The 16872-nt window shown below is 68.7% G+C and carries 16 protein-coding genes; 9 read left to right on the top strand and 7 right to left on the bottom strand.

The window, feature by feature from the left end:
• Positions 1-64: 64 nt before the first annotated feature.
• Both KFLA_RS38965 and KFLA_RS20840 read left to right on the top strand, forming a co-directional pair.
• Positions 65-868, top strand: coding sequence for a hypothetical protein (locus KFLA_RS38965; protein ID WP_049797393.1), 804 nt, complete (start codon positions 65-67; stop codon positions 866-868).
• A gap of 128 nt (positions 869-996) precedes the next feature.
• Positions 997-1512: a hypothetical protein gene (locus tag KFLA_RS20840; protein WP_012921794.1), complete on the top strand. Its 516-nt coding sequence runs from the start codon at positions 997-999 to the stop codon at positions 1510-1512.
• Positions 1513-1690: 178 nt separating this feature from the next.
• On the opposite strand, the gene KFLA_RS37520 is transcribed toward KFLA_RS20840, so the two are convergent.
• Positions 1691-1978, bottom strand: coding sequence for a hypothetical protein (locus tag KFLA_RS37520; RefSeq protein ID WP_148256683.1), 288 nt, complete (start codon positions 1976-1978; stop codon positions 1691-1693).
• On the opposite strand from KFLA_RS37520, the gene KFLA_RS39790 reads away from it, so the two are divergent.
• The gene (locus KFLA_RS39790) at positions 1913-2059 is read left to right on the top strand and encodes a hypothetical protein (protein ID WP_474537648.1); all 147 of its coding nucleotides are present in this window, start codon (positions 1913-1915) and stop codon (positions 2057-2059) included. The genes KFLA_RS37520 and KFLA_RS39790 overlap by 66 nt on opposite strands.
• On the opposite strand, the gene KFLA_RS20835 is transcribed toward KFLA_RS39790, so the two are convergent.
• Both KFLA_RS20835 and KFLA_RS20830 read right to left on the bottom strand, forming a co-directional pair.
• Complete coding sequence (locus KFLA_RS20835) at positions 2020-2328, bottom strand: WD40/YVTN/BNR-like repeat-containing protein (protein ID WP_148256682.1); 309 nt, start codon at positions 2326-2328, stop codon at positions 2020-2022. The genes KFLA_RS39790 and KFLA_RS20835 overlap by 40 nt on opposite strands.
• A 914-nt stretch (positions 2329-3242) precedes the next feature.
• Positions 3243-3494: a TetR/AcrR family transcriptional regulator gene (locus KFLA_RS20830; protein WP_083792889.1), complete on the bottom strand. Its 252-nt coding sequence runs from the start codon at positions 3492-3494 to the stop codon at positions 3243-3245.
• A 392-nt stretch (positions 3495-3886) separates the two neighbouring features.
• Between KFLA_RS20830 and KFLA_RS39380 the strand changes: the two genes are divergently transcribed.
• Positions 3887-4009: a hypothetical protein gene (locus KFLA_RS39380; protein WP_012921790.1), complete on the top strand. Its 123-nt coding sequence runs from the start codon at positions 3887-3889 to the stop codon at positions 4007-4009.
• 21 nt (positions 4010-4030) lie between these two features.
• On the opposite strand, the gene KFLA_RS20820 is transcribed toward KFLA_RS39380, so the two are convergent.
• On the bottom strand, positions 4031-8344 hold the full coding sequence (locus tag KFLA_RS20820) for a DUF7402 domain-containing protein (protein WP_012921789.1): 4314 nt from the start codon (positions 8342-8344) through the stop codon (positions 4031-4033).
• A 364-nt stretch (positions 8345-8708) separates the two neighbouring features.
• Entirely contained in the window at positions 8709-9188 is a 480-nt protein-coding gene (locus KFLA_RS20815; RefSeq protein WP_012921788.1) for an Lrp/AsnC family transcriptional regulator, read from the bottom strand.
• A 374-nt stretch (positions 9189-9562) separates the two neighbouring features.
• Here KFLA_RS20815 and KFLA_RS20810 point away from each other — a divergent pair, with 374 nt between their 5' ends.
• Entirely contained in the window at positions 9563-10171 is a 609-nt protein-coding gene (locus tag KFLA_RS20810; protein ID WP_012921787.1) for an RNA polymerase sigma factor, read from the top strand.
• Positions 10155-10598, top strand: coding sequence for a hypothetical protein (locus tag KFLA_RS20805; protein WP_012921786.1), 444 nt, complete (start codon positions 10155-10157; stop codon positions 10596-10598). The genes KFLA_RS20810 and KFLA_RS20805 overlap by 17 nt, the downstream gene beginning before the upstream one ends.
• A gap of 12 nt (positions 10599-10610) precedes the next feature.
• Here the strand turns inward: KFLA_RS20805 and KFLA_RS20800 are convergent, their stop codons facing one another.
• Positions 10611-11876, bottom strand: a complete 1266-nt coding sequence (locus KFLA_RS20800; RefSeq protein ID WP_012921785.1) for a S8 family peptidase — start codon at positions 11874-11876, stop codon at positions 10611-10613.
• A gap of 82 nt (positions 11877-11958) precedes the next feature.
• Between KFLA_RS20800 and KFLA_RS20795 the strand changes: the two genes are divergently transcribed.
• Positions 11959-14535: a CHAT domain-containing protein gene (locus KFLA_RS20795; protein WP_012921784.1), complete on the top strand. Its 2577-nt coding sequence runs from the start codon at positions 11959-11961 to the stop codon at positions 14533-14535.
• 51 nt (positions 14536-14586) lie between these two features.
• Here the strand turns inward: KFLA_RS20795 and KFLA_RS35780 are convergent, their stop codons facing one another.
• The gene (locus KFLA_RS35780) at positions 14587-15732 is read right to left on the bottom strand and encodes an LGFP repeat-containing protein (protein ID WP_012921783.1); all 1146 of its coding nucleotides are present in this window, start codon (positions 15730-15732) and stop codon (positions 14587-14589) included.
• A gap of 241 nt (positions 15733-15973) precedes the next feature.
• Here KFLA_RS35780 and KFLA_RS37510 point away from each other — a divergent pair, with 241 nt between their 5' ends.
• Both KFLA_RS37510 and KFLA_RS20785 read left to right on the top strand, forming a co-directional pair.
• Complete coding sequence (locus KFLA_RS37510) at positions 15974-16159, top strand: hypothetical protein (RefSeq protein ID WP_148256681.1); 186 nt, start codon at positions 15974-15976, stop codon at positions 16157-16159.
• Positions 16160-16367: 208 nt separating this feature from the next.
• Positions 16368-16628, top strand: coding sequence for a hypothetical protein (locus KFLA_RS20785; protein ID WP_041289414.1), 261 nt, complete (start codon positions 16368-16370; stop codon positions 16626-16628).
• Positions 16629-16872: the final 244 nt, after the last annotated feature.

Genomic DNA, 16872 nt, shown 5'->3' with positions numbered 1-16872 from the left:
CGTACCGAAGTGCTGGCTTGGGCGCGCAGGACCGGTGGACTCATTCTCGAGGATGACTACTACGGTGAGTTCCGGTACGACCGGCGGCCGATCGGCGCGCTGCAGGGGGCTGGCGCCCGACGTGGTCGCGTACGCCGGCTCGGCGAGCAAGACGCTCGCACCGGGCCTGCGCCTCGGCTGGCTCGTCGTACCGCTGCCGCTGATCGACGCCGTCGACGAAGAGGCCCTGAGCGACCGGCACAGCGACTCGCTCAGCCAGATGACTCTAGCCACGCTGATCGCATCGGGGGCCTACGACCTGATCCGGGCACTGGGCAACTACCGGGCCAACGGGACCGCGGCCGGTCCGCAAACGGTCGTCAACCTGCCCGCGGGCTGCCCGCTTCGGTATCGACCTGCCACCCGCACTGGTACTCGGGTACGGCGCGCAGCCACAGCACGCATGGACGCCGGCACTATCCGCGCTCGCCGCGGGACTTCGATCCGCCAGTACGGCGAAGTCACGCTCGCCTCGGACGGCGCCCCCAGGCGGCCGACCACCGTGGACTGCCGCACAGCCGCCTTCCGCAGCTCATCCGACGCCGTCAGCACAACCACGTTCAGAAGCCTCGTCCTGGCCCACAGCCGCGTCTCCAAGCTCGCAGAAAGCACCGAGCTCCTGACGCTGGTACAGACGACTTCGGTACACCGCGATGACTCGCACTCGCCTGCAAACCGGCCACTCCGGAGCGCTGAATCTGTGCAGACGACTTCGGACACCGACATCAGCCGATCGGGCGCCGGACCATCCGTTCCTGCAAGCATCGAAGTCGAGCCACAACCGACCTCGGCGTCGCGGCGAACAGCGCCGGCGCGGCTAGTTGACTGAACTTTCCAGGGCTCCACTTCGGCCCTGGCCCCGGGAACCGAACAAGTACGGGTAACGTCAGTTGCCCTGGGCGCCGGGTGGCTTACCGGTGCGCTGCCGAGCGACGGGAATGGGGTGGACACATTGAGGTGGCCGCCTGGGGCCTGGTGACTGCGCTTGCCGTCGGTCTCTTGCCGGATGGAGCGGCCAGCTGGGTGTCGGGCGGCCTCGGCGTGATCGGGCTGTGGATCTTTGCCTTGGTGATGATGGTCGAGAGCACAGGCTCCGTGGAGAGCACCGCCGCGTACGGGTACCACGGCAAGTACTTGCACGCGAAGGACTGGGACGCGGACGCTCAGAGACTGATGCTCCGCGCTCAGGCGGCCGTTCGTGCGGTCAGGGACGCCGAAGTCAGCAAGGATGGACTGCTGGACGACATCCGAAACGACGTGGTGCGAGCAGAGGCAGCCTTGCAGGAAGCGTTGCGCGATGACGGCTACGTCGCGGTGCTGGCCTGCACCGCGACGATCGATCAGTCGAGGCTGGTCGAGAGGTTGAGTGAAGAAGCTGTCGAGCTGAAGCAACAGCTGACCAAGAGCGTCGCTGCTGCCCTGGAGACCGGCCGTGCCCTGGATCTCCCGATCAATGACGGCCCAGCAACTTGAGTATCCGAACAGGCCGAAACTGCCTGCAAACGATCGGCCGTAAACCTCGACAAAGTTCAGTGAGGAAGCTGTCCCTCGTTCGGCTCATACCTCGACCCGCCGGGCAACGCCTTCTCCCCAGGCAACGTCTCCACCGCTTGAGCCAACTCGAACTCCACCGGCCCGGCCAGCCCCACCATCACGCCACCATCGCACGTCCGCCTGTCGCGCACAGCAATCCAGCCGACACCAGCCACCCGACCAGCACAAGGCACCGCCGTCGACGTGGCCGTGCATTACCCACCCCTGGAGAATTCACCTTCAGCCACCCGCGCTCACCGTCGATGTAGCGGTCACGTTCGTCACCGAGAACCTGCAGCGGGTCGGCCTGAACCCGCTGGAGGAGGCGGCCGGGTTCGCCCTGCTCGTCGACGAAGACCTCTCCCAGCGTGAGATCGCCCGCGAGTGCGGGTTCTTCCAGCCGCACGTGTCCAAGCGGTTCGCGCTGCTGCGCTTCCGCGCCGGTCGCTACATCTTCATCCAGGTACGCCCCGCGTCCTCGGTGTAGTAGGTCATCGCGTTCTCGTCCCACCCGCACGTCACGGAGCCGTGGTTCGCGTCGGTGAAGGTGAGGTTGCTGGCGGGAGCGCCGTCCGTGACCGTGAGGGTCTCCTCCCAGTTGGCCCCGCCGTCGAAGGTCAGGTAGACGACGCACTGGTCGGCCGCCGAAGCGGAGACCGCGACGGTCTGTTCCGAAGGCACTGCGAAGCCGCTGGTGATTCCCTTCTGCGGCGCCGGACCCTGTAGCTCGTAGTTCGCTCCCTGGTCGGTGGACATCCAGAGTTCCTTGTCCATCCTGCCTCGGTCGGGGTTGGTGCTGCAGAGCAGGTAGCTGCGCTCACCGGAGCTACCGCTGTCGATCCGGGCGCCGTCGGGGCAGGGGCTGCCTTGAACACCGACCGCACCGGCGCCCAAGGGGACACCCAGCAACGAACTTGCGAAAGCAACCACACCCAGGGCAAGTACTGCGTTACGCCTCATCCGTGCAGATCTCCTTCTGGCCAACCGAACTTTGATCCCCACGGCTCACACCCAGGGTCGATCCGAGCCGTGGGTCCGGAACCTGTGAAGCCATCCAAGCCGGGAAGGCCGACCCGGCGCACACACTTCGACCGAGACCGAAGTCATCCCGTCCGCTACCGGCCGAAGCAACCGTGGATTGGTGACACCGAGACCTGGAAGTCGCGGCGAAGACTCTGCCGTCGCCAGGTGGGGTGGCGCTGGTCGGCCACTGTCACAGCATTGCTGGCCGGGTGGCCCACAGCTACCCTGGACCGCCGAACAAGGTTGAGTGCGTTCGCCGAGTTGGCTGGTGGCACCGCAACGACGTGATCCTCGCTGGTTGGACAGGACACAGAGGTTGCGAGAGCTCGCTGGCCCGGAGAATCTGATCCGGAAGCTGGCCGCTTCGAGGGCAGTGACCATCAGACAAGCGGTCCCCAACGCGAAGACAAGAACAGGCGGATGGCACACGCCGGTCTCCGCAAGCCCCCAAACTGTTGCCTAGCGTCAGATTCCCCGACGCACTTCTACCAGCACAATGTCGGCACCGACATTCGGTCACGGCCAGCTCAGCGAAGGCTAGTCGGCTTGAATGCACTTCTCGCCGGCGCGGACGGTGCTCCCGACATCGTTCGTGCGGGCCGGCTGGACGACCTCCCGGATATCACCATCTGCCCGAAAGTCCGGGCCTATGGCAACAGCAGGCGCAGAATGGCCTCGAATCTCGCCGCGCTCGGGGGGCGGTTGGTCAACAGCGCCTGGAGCAGCAGGCCGTCGATTCCGCTGAAGTAGTACGCAGCCGCGGTCGCGGGCCGGCCGGCCTCGCGGGCGACGGTGCGGTGGCTGACCCCGGACACGCCGTCCCGGGCGACCACCCGCAACGTCGCCTCGATCAGTTCCTGCCTGCGGCGTTCGCCCTTCAGCTTGCGCCCGTCGGTCAACGGGCTCGTTTAGCTCACCACTCCAGGTCCGGTTCCCGCGGTCGAGGATACGCCGCGGCCGGGCCTGGTCGCCCTGGTCAGGGTGCGGTAGCCGAGCAGAGCGAACACGACCGCCGCGACACCCGCGCCGATCGCGACCTCACATGCCTCCGATTGGTCTGTGGTCTCAGCGGACCAGTCGGCGATCCGCGCCCCCCAGAGTCCGACGTCCCGGATCGCGAGGCCGGACGGCCTGCCGCTCAGCCATAGTCTGAGCAACATGCCTGTGCTGGGCGCCAAACTGCGTTTGCCGGCACACCACCGGACTGCTGCACCAGACACTCCTCGCGATCCTCGACGCCACCGCGGGTCTCCTGGCGGTCCTGCTGCTCGGTACGCCAGGTGGCCCGAAGGTGAGCGACTCCAATCGCCTCTACCAACTGTTCGCCTACAACTTGCTGGTGATCTGCGCCGTTCTCGCACTTCGCGCCCTGATCCTCGTCCTCCGCCTGCCGGACAGCCAATCCCGTGCGTGAGAGCCGCGACTCGCCACCAGGTCAGACCGTCGCGCTGGTTCGCCAGAGCCGGTAACTCCACAGCGAGTTCGCCCCGAGGTCAGACGTCGTGTAGACGACACTGATCCGGGACTCGTTCGGAAGCGTGCCGTAGATCGTCCGCTCGAACCCGGGGTTGTGCGTGCGCGCCCGCCCCGACACCGAGCCGTCGATGACGCCCTCCCGGCGCCAGCTGCCTGTGCCCTTCCACAGATCGTCTCCCGCGATGCTCAGCACCTGAACGTGATCGGAGATGTAGTTCGGATCGGTACTGGGGTAGGGGTGTCCTTCCCGGACCACGAAGAACCGGTCCCGCGCCGGGGAATAAACGAGGTCGAAGTTGTTCAGCGTGTCCGGCCTTCCAGCCCGATCGGCCAGTCCCGCCGTCGGGATCGCGTGTTGCTGGCTCAGCACCGGCTTGCCGGAGGCGAAGTCGAGCCGGGCGAACCGGCCGACGTTTCCTGCGGTACTGCCCTCTGTCCAGGTCAGTACGACCGAGCCCCCGGCCGGGTCGATCGCGGTGGCGGCCGGCTGCCCGACGCCCCACTCACTCTGGTCCGGCCACGGGTAGCTGACCACCGGATCGGGCAGCTTCCGCCACGGGCCGTCGAGCGTGTCGGCGACTGCCACCCCGATTTGGTTGTGCCTGGAGGCGTCGACGTCGTTGCCGAGATAGAACATCGCGTACGAGTAGGTATGCCCGGCGAAGGGGACGCTGACTCGAACCACGCTGGGATCACAGTTGTGGAACGAATCCCACCCGCTCGTGCCCTGCAGTACCGAAGCACTCGATTGGACGACGCCGCCCGAGCGCTTGGTGAGGAAGATGTCGTCCCGCACGGTTCCGGTCGAGCGGCTGTGGCAGCTGTAGATGTACTCGGTGGATCCGGCGATCATGCTGGGCGCGTAGGCGTACCCAGTGGTCTGGCTGTCCGATCCGGCATACAGGTTCTCCGGTGCCGACCATGGTCCGACGGCTTCGGGGCCGAATACCTGCAGCTCCGAGAGACCGACGTTCAGGCCTCTGCCGCCGGCGACCTGGAACCGCACCGAGGTGACCGACCGGGCCGCGAACGACACCACCTTGGCTTTTCCGTCGTTGCGGATCTCGCTAACCGGCACAGTGGTGCCGTTGCTGAACGACAACACTCCGCCGACAGCGGCGTCGGTCATGTTGGGCCGGTCGAACAACACGACCTGGCTCACGGTCCTGGCCGCGTTCCAGCGGAGCTCGACCCACGGGTTCTGCTCGCCCAGAGACGCCCACTCACCCGCCGCGTGCTCCTGACTGATGTCGTCGCGTACCCGGTCCGCGGCGTACGCCGCGCTGTGCTGACTCGAGCTGCTGGCCGCCGCGTCGCGAGCGAGGTTGCCGGCGAGCGGGGTGAACTTGAGCCAGTTCAGGTGGACCAGCGAGAGGGTGCTGGATCCGGTGAAGTCGAGTTGCACCTTGTGGATGCCCGCCGGCAGGACCACCGGCACTCGCACCGTCTGGTAGGTCTGCCAACTGCCGGTGTTGGGCACGGTGACCTGGGTGAGGATCCGGCTGCCGGCCCGGACAGTGACCACCGCACCGCTCACCCCAGACGCCATCCGGACGTCGAACCTTGCGGTGCCTCCGGCACCGAAGTCCACCTGGTCGTAGCTGAGGTGCTTGCCGTTGTGGGTGCCGCAGACGTTCATGCCACCATCGATGTCGGCAGTGGTGTGGCGGCAGACCCCGGTGTGTTCACTGAAGTTCTCCGCCTGGATCAGGTCACCTTCTGCGACGACCGGGTCCGTCGCCGAGCTCCCGGCGGCCAACCGGACCAGCTGGTTGTGCTTGCCCTGCAGGTAGTCGCGGTCAAGCGCCGGGTAGGTCGCGGTCGGAGCGGTTGCCGTTGCCAGGCGCTTGGCCGCCGCCGCGTCCCGGGTCGAGAGAATCTTGAGGAGTTCGTACTCCTCGATGCCGTCCCGCATGGCGTCGTGGCGCAAGGTGCTGGTCACATCGTTGTTCACCGGATCCGGGTAGACGATCGCTGTGTCTCCCGGTGTCGCGTTGATCGTCGGGTCTTCTTTCCAGTTGCTGTAGGCCCAGTGCAGGGTACCGGTCACCCCGTTGGCGAAGTTGGACCAGTTCATGAAGCGCGGTGCGCTCAGGGGCTGATCGATCAACCGGTTGTAGAACGCGCCGAGCGGGCGGTTGCAGACGTAGGTCCAGACTTCGTCTCCCAGCGCCTGCCGGCCCCGGAAGTAGTCCTTCGCGCTCTCGTGGGTCGACAGGAGCGGGACATGGACGTTCAGCCGTCCCTCGAAGGTGGCACCCCAGGTGGAGGGCGGGCCGATATACGGCGTCGAGGTTTTCATGCCCGGCGCATGCACCTTGATCAACTCGTCGACAGCGCGGCGCCAGGTCTCGGCATGCGCCGGCGATCCCGGCTCGTCGCCGACCGACTGGTACCACTGCGTGAACCAGCCCTTGGCCACCAGATGGGTCTTGAGGGCGGAGAGATACTGCCGGGCGAAGTTCTGCGCCTCGGCACTGTCGTAAGGAAGGATCTGCTCGACCGTGGCGCCGTTCACCCGCCGCAGCCCCCAGATGCCGAAGGTGTCGTAGGTCGGCTTCAGCAGGAAGTTGTCCCCGAGCAGGCGCTTCACCGCCCTCTCATCGATGAGCATTTGGATCACCGCGTCGAACTTCGACCAGTTGAAGTTGATCGTGCCGTCGGCGTTCACCGTGGTGCCGCCGTCGGTGAGCAGGTCGACCGTCGGGATGTAATGGGTGTTCATCCGGTGCTCGCGCATGTCGGCCGCGAACTTGCGCATCAGGGCCCACCACTCGGCGCTGTACTTGGTCTGCACCCCGGGGTAGAACATCGGCGTCTGGTCGACGGTGCCCTCGAAGCCGAACAAGGTGGTGTAGTTCGCATAACTCAGCGCACCCTGGGCGGAGTCGGGGATGGTCACGTTCGCCACCTCAACGCGCAGCGGGACCGTCCGGACGCCGGCTGTGGTGGTCACGGTGATCGTCGCGGAGTAGACCCCCGCCACGGTCTCCTTCGGGATGTACGCCGTGACGGCGATGGACTGTGAGGTATTGCCGGGGACGCTCCGGGTCTTGTCGTTGCGAAGGTACTCGGGAAAGTCGGCGGGAGCGGCCCGGACCGGAATCTCGTTGAACTCTTCGGGGCTGAGCGCGGAGTTCTTCTTCAGATGGATGTAGTCGACGAACTTGTAGCGCAGGTTCTCGGGGCCGATCTTGTTCACCCCGCTGGTCAGCTCCGGCAGACTCACCCCGGTGATGTCGAACGCCCCGGTCGACCGGAGTACGACCTGGCCGAACTCGTACTCGTTGCGAGCGGCGACAAGACGTACCTCGGTCCCGGAGGTGTCGGTGCGCTGGCTGTCCTTGAACACACTGGTCAGCGAGTTCTCGGTCCACAACTGCGGGGTTCCCGCCGGGGTCGGCACCAGGCTGAAGTCGTCACCGTACGCGGTGTTGCCGCTGGTCGGCTTGAACAGGTACACCACCGCCGAGGTGGCCGTCGGACCGGTGGTGAAGGTCACCGTGCCCTGGCTGTAGGTCGTGGTCCGCACCGGGACGTTGGTCTCGGCCCCGCCGTATCCCTTGACGCCGATCCGCACCTCCTGGCCGTCGACCTTCGCGAAACCCGAGAAGGTGTAGGAGGTGTTCGCGGACACCGGGACGGTCTGCTCGAATCCTCCGGCGCTACCGGTCAGCTTGGCGGCGCCGACACCCGTCCGGACGTTGTCGGCGACCACCGAGCCGTTCACCACGGCCCACTGCTGGGCTCCCCACTCGAAGCCGCCGTTGATCAGTACGTCACCCGGCAACGCGGCGGTGGGGAACACCTGCACGTCGTCGGCGTGGACGGTGTTCGCGGTGGCCGGCTTCCAGATGTAGATGGTGGCCGATCGACTGTCCGGTCCGGTGGTGAACGCCAGCGTCTCGCGGGTGTACCGGGTGGCAGTGACCTTCTTGTTCGCCTCCGCCGCGCCGTGGTGTTTCACCCCGAGATACCACTCGTGTGTGTCGGTCTTGGCGACACCACTGACCGTGTACCGGGTGTTCGGCGACAATCCGTCGATGCGCTGCTCGAACGCGCCCTCCGCGCCGGGCAGCAGCTTGCCCGTCTTCGTGCCGGAGTAGACGTCGTCGCTGACGACGGCGGCGTTGCGGGCTGCCCAGAACTGGGTGTCGAGCTCGAACCCGGCGTTGCGCACCAGGTTGGTGGCCGCTTGGGCCTGGACGGCACACAGGCCGACGCCGGTGACGAGAAGAACGAGGGCGAGAAGGACGCGGACGGCTCGCTTCACGGAGCGACTCCCTTGGCGGACGGAATGGCGGATGTCCCCGAAGATGAGCCGCACCCTAGCCCCGGGCCGGTCCCGGCGATAGAGCCTTTCCACCCAGATCTAAGCGCATAGCGAACTGCGGGGACGGTGATGCGGCTACCGCTGTGGTCGCCGCCGCCACCGCCTCCGTAGCTTGTCGGTCCCGGAGGTGTCTGCACCCGCCTGGACAGTCGGGGTTGATCGTTCGACGTGTCTCTGCCGATCGCTGCCGTGAGGAAATGACCGAGTGCGCGAGCAACGCACCGCCGACCGAGCCTGCGGACGCCAGCGGCACGAGTCCCAGCGCCTCATGTTGCTCTAGGCGAGCTTCTCGACCTTCGCACTGTCACAGCGGCAGGGGGCGGTTCTCGACCACGCTCTTCATGACGAGGGTGGAGCTGAGGCGCTGGACTCCGGGGAGGGTGGCGAGGCGTTCGTCGTACAGCTTTTGGAAGTCGGGCAGGTCGCGGGTGATCACGCGCAACAGGTAGTCGGGGTCGCCGAAGAGGCGTTGAGCCTCCAGCACGTTGGGAACGGTGGCGACCGTTTGCCCGAATGCCTCGATCGTGTCGCGGTCGGCAGCGCGCATCGTGACGAAGACGAGGGCCTCGAAGGTCAGGCCGAGGGCGTGGGCGTCGAGGTGGGCACGGTAGACGCCGATCACGCCCGAACGTTCCAGCGCGCGGACGCGGCGATGACCGAGGGAGAAACCACCGGCGGCGGTGCCGGCGTACACTCCCAGCGCCTTGTTCCGTTGTGGGCCCTCTGGGAAGCTGCTGGTGATCAAAGCCAGCCCGGCGGGGGCCATGAACGCCGCGGCGACCACCAGTGGTTCGGGCGATCTCTCCGGGCTGAGTTCGAGGGCGCGGGTGGCGAGGGACGATCAGCGGCCTGATGCCGGCTTCGGCGTACACGCTCTCTACCCGGGCCTGATCGCACCTCGGCGGATGCGCCACCATTGCGGCTTCATGCAAGGCCCCCGAGCGGTGAAGGGCCGTCCGGGAACATGCCGCGGCGGGCCACCGCCACAGACGGATCGTCCAGCACCCGCTTGCAGCGCGCAACAGTCCGGAACCCCTTGTGGTGGGTCCGGCCGTGGTGTCGACTGAGGGTGCGTTGTATCTGAGGCGTGGTTTCGGGCTCCGCTCTGACGAGGTGGCTGTCCTGGAGGGGGCCCCTCTGGGGCGTCGAGGAGGTGCGATGGGATCGTCTGTACCGGTTGACGAGCTCGTGGCGGGGGCGCGGGGCGGGGACCAGAGCTGCTGGAACGCCCTGGTCGAGCTCTACCTTCCGCTGGTTCGCCGGGTGATCGGCAGGTTTCGCCTGTCGGCGGCCGACGCCGACGACGTCAACCAGACCGTTTGGCTGCAACTCGTCGAGCACCTGAACGAACTGCGGGAGCCTCGCGCGCTGCCCGGCTGGCTCGCGACCACCGCGAGACACGAGGCGTTGCGGGTGATCCGGCTGCGCGGCCGGGCCCTCCCGACCGATCCGCTGGGTCCTGGTCTGGAGACGGCCGACGATCCCGAGCTCGACGCGGCGCTGGTCGAGGAGGAACGGCGAGCCGCGCTGCGGGCTGGGCTGCGCGAGCTGTCCGAGAGCCGGCGCGGGCTGCTGATGCTGCTGCTGGCCGATCCGCCGATCCCGTACGAGGAGATCAGCCGTCGGCTCGACATGCCGGTCGGAAGTATCGGGCCGACCAGGGCTCGGGCCCTGGCGCAGCTCCGCGAGACCACTTGGGTGCGCAACCACGCCGCCGAGCCGGCCGGGACCAGGACAGGAGGCGGTCGCGATGTCGCGCTCGGATGACGACGACACGCTGATGGAAGAGCTGGGCGACAGCCTGCGCGGCGCCGGCGACGTACCGCAGCGCTGGCGGGACGCCGCGCAGGCGGCGTTCGCCTGGCGCAGCGTCGACCGGGACCTGCTGATGCTGGTGCAGGAGGGCGAGCTCGCCGGTGCGGCTGTCCGCGGCGAGGGGGATCGGCGGGTGCTGTCGTTCAGCGGCGGCGGGGTGTCGCTGGAGCTGGAGGCCGACGACCGGCGGATCGTGGGGCAGGTGCTGCCACCGCGGGAGTGCCGGGTCACGATTGAGGGGCCGGGGGAGCAGCAGCCGGTGGCCGCGGTCGCCGACACCTCCGGCCTGTTCACGATCGACTGGCGTGGACGTGGTCCGGTGCGGTTCGTGGTCGAGTTGGACGGCGCGAACCGGCGTACCGAGTGGGTGGTGCTCTGAGTTGAGCGAAGGTCAGGGGTTGGGCAGCACCTGGACCGGCCCGAGCCGCGGGTCCTGGTAGGTCTTCGCGGACTGCAGTACGGCGTCGCGGGCGGCCCGGGTGTCGGGGGCGTCGGCGTACATCCGGGCGGCGATCAGGCCGGTGACCAACGGCGCCGCGAACGACGTGCCGCTCCATCTGGCCAGCCCGGTACCGAACACCCGGGGGTCGCCGGTGTCGGGGGCTTCCCGGCAGGTGTACGACCCGTCGGGGAACGCGTTGACGTGGTTGCGGCCGAGCGCGAAGACGTCGGCGGACACGCCGTGGTTGGAGAAGCTCGAGACGTCGCCGTTGCGGTCGAGCGAGCCGACGCCGACCGCCCAGCCGAAGGCGGCGGGCCAGAACGGGATCGAGGAACCGTCGTTGCCGGCGGCGGCGACCAGCACGGTGTTCGGCAACTGCCCGAGCAGCGAGTCCCACAGCACCTCGAACGACAACAGCGGCAGATTGTTGCGCGACCGGCAGCCGGCCGACAGGTTGATCAGGTGTGGCGGCTCCGCCAGCGTCTGGGCGAGCTGGACGATCAGGTCGGACTCCCGGATCGCGCCCCCGGCCATCACGCTGAAACGCTCGACGTGAACCGCGGCAGCCGGCGCCCGGCACCGGACGACGCCGGCGACGAAGGTGCCGTGCCCTTCGTACTCGAGCAGTTCCGGACGTGCCTGCCCGGTTTCTTCCGCCTCGCCGCTCACCTGGGCCAGCCAGGGCGTCGCGGGTTTCGTGGTCGCGGGATGATGCAGGCCGGTGTCGACCACGGTGACCCGGATGCCGGACCCGGCGGTGGCGTCGGTACTGCGCGGTGGCCACGGCTCGGTGAGGCCGGTCTCGGCCGGCTCGGTGGCCGGACAGCAGGTGCCGGCCACAGTGACGTGGAGGAAGTGGTCGGGGGTGACCCGTCCCTCCCCGAGTTCCTCGTCCAGCACGGCCAGCGCGTCGACGACACTGCGGCCCTGGGCGTCGCGCCGGTTCGGCAGCAGATAGCGGCTCAGCCCGGCGATCGGGGAGCCGACGGTGTCACCCTCTCCGTCGAAGACGTCCTGCCTGCGTTGCAGTGCAGCCCGCAGCTCGGGCAGCAGGTCCTCCCGGACCAGCAGGTGGTCGGGGTCGTGGAGATAGTTGAAGTCGGCATCGTCCTCGGTGTCCGCCGCGACCTCGGTTCCTGCCCGGATCAGCGCGACCTGATCTCGTACCCGTTGCCGGGCATCGGCACTGGCAGAATCGTCGGGTGTCGCTGTCATCGCACCACCTCATTCGCCAGAATGCGATATCCCCTGTGTAGCAAGGTAGCGGTGTGGCTTCGTCCAGGGAAGGAGCGTGCGGATGGCCGAGCACCGCGTCGACGACGTCACCTCGCTGCTCGGCCTCGCGGTCTCCAGCCCGGACCGCGCGCTGGCCGAGGCCGGCCGGGTGATGGCCGGCTGCACCGACCCCTGGGCCCTGTCGGTCGCCCGTCAGGCGCGCGGCCTCGTACTGCGCGATCGCGGCCGCACCGATCTCGCGGTACCGGAGCTCCGAAGGGCACTGCGGTACGCGGCGCGGGCAACTGATCCCGACCGGGAGGCGGATGTCCGCGCGACCCTGGGCGCGGCGCTGACGATGGCCGGGCGGACCACGGACGGTCTCGACCAGCTCGGCCGGGCGATCGCCGGCGCCCGCGACCCGGCGATCCGGGCGAAGGTGCTGATGCGGCGCGGATACGTGCTGACGGTGATCTTGGCCCGGCACCGCGAGGCCGCCCGCGACCTGAACCGCGCCCTGACCGGAGTACGCCGGGCCGGCGATCCGGTCTGGGAAGCGCGCACCCTCAACCTGCTCGGTATCGCCGAGCTCGCCCGCGGCCGACTCGCGACCGCGGAAGACCTGGTGACGCGGGCCGAAGCGATCTTCGTCCGCGAGCACCAGCGGCTGGAGTCGGTGCAGACGCTGCACAATCGCGGCGTCATCGCCTACTGCCGTGGCGACCTGCCGACGGCCCTCGCGCTCTACGACCAGGCAGCGCAGCGGTACGCCGAGTGTGGCGTCTCCCCGGCCGAACTGGCCGATGACCGGTGCGCGGCGTTGCTGACCGCTGGACTGGTGTCGGACGCGATCGAGCTGGCCGACATCACGCTCGACCAGGCACCGCTGCAGCAGACCAGCCGGGCGGAACTGCTGCTCACGCTGGCAACGGTCGAGCTGGCCGGTGGGCACGCGGACACTGCGCTCGTACGGGCGCGCGAAGCCCGCGGACTGTTCCGGCGGCAGCGGCGCGACGCCTGGGCACTGCGGGCCGAACTGGTGGAGCTGCGGGCCCAGCAGCAGACCGGACGGATCACCCGCGGACTGGTTGCCGCCGCCACCGAAGTCGCCCGCCGGCTGGAGGCCGAGCACGCCCGGGAGGCGTCACTGGCTTGGTTGCTGGCCGGTCGGGTCGCGACCGAGCTCGGACTGGGAAACGCCTCCGCCCTGCTCGGCGCAGCCGCGTCGTACCGGCATCACCCAGCGGGACTGGTCAGCACCTCGGGCTGGCTCGCCCGGGCGATCGACCGGGACGCTCGGGGCGAGTCGCGGGGCGTGCTCGCCGCCTGCCGGCGCGGGCTCGACGCCCTTGACGAGTACCGCACCACGCTGGGCAGTTCCGAACTGCGCGCGCTGGCAACGATCCACGGCGAAGAGCTGGCGGCGCTCGGACTGCGGCACGCCGTCCACTCCAGCCCACGGACGCTGTTGCGGTGGGCCGAGCGATGGCGCGCCAACACCCAACCACAGCCGACCGTCGCGCCGGCTCGGGAGCGGGAGACTGCCGATGTACTGGCCGCGTTGCGCGCCAGCGATCGTCGGCTCTCCGCGGCACACGCTGCGGGGGAGCCCACCCGCGACCTCGAGCGGGCCCGCCTCGAGCTCGAGCAGCAGGTGCGGCGTACCGGTCACCGGCTGGCGGGCAGCCGGGTCGCGCCGGACCGCTTCGCCGTGGATCGGCTGGTGGCCGCGGTCGGCGACGGTTCGTTCATCGAGCTGGTCGAGGCCGGCGGCCGGCTGCAGGCCCTGGTAATTGCCGCCGGCATCGTACGCCGCTTCGAGCTCGGCACCGTGGACGATGCCGAGCGGGCCGTGGACCTGGCCCGCTTCGCGCTCCGCCAGGCCGCGCGCGGTCGGCCGGTGGCGCTGGAACCGGTCGGCGATCAGCTCGGTACGGCGGTGCTCGGCGAGGCGCTGCGTGCCTGCCCTGACGGGCCGCTCGTGATCTCGCCGACCAGCCGGCTGCACGCCGCGCCCTGGGGGCTGGTCCCGGCCCTTGCCGACGTGCCGTTGACCGTCACTCCGTCCGCGGCCGCGTGGCTGCGGAGCAGGTCGGCGCCTCGCGGAGCCGGTCGGCGGGTGCTGATTCTGGGCCCCGACCTGAAGTCCGGGGCCGCTGAGGTCGAAGTACTGGCAGCGCGGGATCCTGACGCCGTCGTACTGCGGGACGGCGCCGCTGTGGTGGACGCCTGCCTCGCGGCGCTGGACGGCGCGGGCATCGCGCATGTCGCCGCCCACGGCCGGTTCCGCCAGGACAGCCCGATGTTCTCCGCGCTGGAGGTCGACGACGGGCCGCTCACCGTGCACGATCTCCAGCGGCTGCACCGGGCACCGCGCCGGCTGGTGCTGTCGGCGTGCGAGTCCGGTGTGATGTCACCGGTCGGAACCAGTGAGCTGCTCGGCTTCGCGGCCGCCATGTTGTCACTGGGCAGCGTCGGCATCGTGTGCAGCGTCGTACCGGTCAACGATCAGGCGACGGTTCCGCTGATGGTCGAGATGCATGCCGGCCTGGAGGAAGCCGACGAACTCGGGGTGGCGATGTTGCGAGCCCGGCGGGCCGGCCGGGGTGACCCCGCGCTGACGGCCGCCGCGGCGGCGTTCCTGGCGATCGGTGCATGAACCGGGCCGCGCCGGCGGGAGGTGGCCGGCGCGGCCCGGGATCGGTACTGCTCAGGTGGAGCTGTTCGAGATCACCAGTGAGATCTCGGCGTGGTCCCCACCCTCGTCGTCGTTGCGGATGTTGATCGGGATCTGGACGACCTGGTCGCGCGGCACGACCTGGCTGGTCGACCGGACCCCGTCGAGGTCGTCGGTGGTTTCGCTGGTGCCTTCGAACAGCTTGACGTTGACGCCGACCCGGACACTGCCGTCCGGCCGGACAGCGGCGTCGGCGACCACCTCGACGCGCACCTCGCCACCGGCCACCCCGACCAGCGTCATCACGCCCTGCGGGTCCCAGCTGTCGATCCAGCGCTCGTCGCGCCGGTCGGCGCGGCCGTGCTCGTTGCTGCCGAACGTCTCGTGGTCGGTGATGGCGATGTGAGCGGTGGCGATGATGTGGCGCTGTACCTGCGGCGCCGGCGCCGGGTTGCCGCCACTGCCCACGGTCTGGATGGTCAGCCCGCCGGGCGGCGCCTCGGCCGGCACGTTGAGCGAGGTGACCCGCGCGCCGGACCAGGGCGTCCAGGTGATCACGCCGCCCTCGAAGTGGTTGCGCCGGGCGCCGGCCACGCCGGGCACGTCCTCCTCGTCGGTGGTCGGCAGACCGAGCGGGCCCTGCTCCCAGGCCATGGCGGCCCACAGGTCCCGGATCGCGCCGTAGATCAGCCGGGCGCCGGTGTTCGGGCTCCAGTAGATCGAGCCGCCTTCGAAGTGGTTGTAGCGACCGGGTCCGCGCGGGGTGGCCAGTTCGTCGGTGACTGGCCAGCCGTAGCCGCTCGTCGTACCGCCGATCTCGTTCCAGCGGGCGCCGATCGCGCCGTACACGGCGAGCGCGCCGAGGTCGTGGCGCCACATCACCCAGCCGTGCTGGTAGGTCTTGAACACGCCTCGGCCGTCGGCACTGTTCTCCAGTCCGGCGCCGACCAGTCCACCGAGCCGCGGTGCCACGTCGGGCGAGGCGGCCTTGGCGTCGATGGCGTCGCTCGCGGACTGCTGCCAGGACAGCTCGAACGCCAGCGGGAGCAGCTTGTTCAGCGCCACCCGGACAGCGGCCGGCGCCGCCGCCCGCCGGAACGCGGTCAGCCCGCCCGTACTACGCGAGCCGGTGTTCAGCGTCCCGTTGGTGGTTGCCTTCTCCAGATTCGTCGTCGACATGTTGTCCTCCGCTATGACTTGGCCGGCCCAGTGCCGACTCTCCTGAGAGCAGTCACCCGGCCACGGTGATACCTGCCGATCCAGGAATTCTGCCGGTGCGTTCGAAGTGTCGACGGTCTGCCGGCGGCTGAGGACGGTGACTCTCGGCGCCTTTCGCCTCACCCGTCCATGATCAGCCGGAGGTGATCGAAGCTCACGGCACGCCGTCCGAACGTCTCTGCAACGTCAGTAGAGTTGCCGAATGAAAGCTGAAGAACCACGTGGTCGCTGGTGGTTGGTCATCAGCGTCATCTTTTTTGTCTTGGCTCTTGTCTCGCTTGTGCTGGCGATCACGGACCCTGGTTGGCGCGGCTGGCTGCGCGTCGTGGTTGCGCTCTGCGTCTCTGGCAGCTTCTTCTCGGCGTATCGCGAAAGGCGGACCTCCTAGCCTGAGCACCCCTGCCACCTCCGAATGACACCGCGACTATCCAGCGTCACCAGCAAGCGCCGGTGTCAGTTGTCAGTCTGGTCTGAGCTCCGGCGGCCGCGCGCTCCGGCCGTCAACGTGGCCGTGAAGAGGCCATACAGGACAGCGGCGATCCCGCCCTCGACGCTACCGCGCCGCTCCGAACCTGTCCGACGTACCGCGCCGCGTCATGATCGTCATCTACGTCGATGCCGACATGGAGATCACTGAGCCGGTGACCCCAACCAGAAGCACGACCTGGCCAACTGGATGCCTGACGACCGCCGGTTCCGGGAGGAGTACGACGAGCCTGTCAGTTCAACCCTCCTCGGTGCCCGGATGGGGCAGTCGTTTGATTTTTCAGGTCGACCTTCTGAGCCGGCAGGAGCGGTGGACCGAGAGTTCGAGGACCTTGCGGCGCGAGGTGGTCTCTTTCATCGTTGTGCTGTGAGTCACATTCGCGACTGTCACGTCCGGGGTGGCCGATCTGTCCCATGGGCGTCACCGGCATCACGGAGCGGCCCGGTGACCCGACCCTGGGAGTGTCGAATGACCCACCACGAGCATCGCGTCGTCGTCCTCGGCGGCGCCGCGTACGCGATCGGCCCGTGGGCCTTGTGGTCCCTGATCGCCGCTGCCGGGGTACTCTCCGCCTACCTCGCCCTCCCGCGCGTCACAGGGAAGGGATCTTCGGT

The organism is Kribbella flavida DSM 17836, from assembly GCF_000024345.1.
Lineage (GTDB): Bacteria > Actinomycetota > Actinomycetes > Propionibacteriales > Kribbellaceae > Kribbella > Kribbella flavida.
The sequence above is the reverse complement of the archived record's forward strand: the minus strand, read 5'-3'. Positions and strand labels throughout refer to the sequence as shown.

Bases quoted from the DNA above. Each gene is read 5' to 3' on its own strand.
- KFLA_RS20835 (WP_148256682.1), bottom strand. From the start codon at position 2,328: ATGTCCACCGACCAGGGAGCGAACTACGAGCTACAGGGTCCGGCGCCG.
- KFLA_RS20810 (WP_012921787.1), top strand. From the start codon at position 9,563: ATGGGATCGTCTGTACCGGTTGACGAGCTCGTGGCGGGGGCGCGGGGC.
- KFLA_RS20805 (WP_012921786.1), top strand. From the start codon at position 10,155: ATGTCGCGCTCGGATGACGACGACACGCTGATGGAAGAGCTGGGCGAC.
- KFLA_RS20800 (WP_012921785.1), bottom strand. From the start codon at position 11,876: ATGACAGCGACACCCGACGATTCTGCCAGTGCCGATGCCCGGCAACGG.
- KFLA_RS20795 (WP_012921784.1), top strand. From the start codon at position 11,959: ATGGCCGAGCACCGCGTCGACGACGTCACCTCGCTGCTCGGCCTCGCG.
- KFLA_RS35780 (WP_012921783.1), bottom strand. From the start codon at position 15,732: ATGTCGACGACGAATCTGGAGAAGGCAACCACCAACGGGACGCTGAAC.
- KFLA_RS37510 (WP_148256681.1), top strand. From the start codon at position 15,974: ATGAAAGCTGAAGAACCACGTGGTCGCTGGTGGTTGGTCATCAGCGTC.
- KFLA_RS20785 (WP_041289414.1), top strand. From the start codon at position 16,368: ATGATCGTCATCTACGTCGATGCCGACATGGAGATCACTGAGCCGGTG.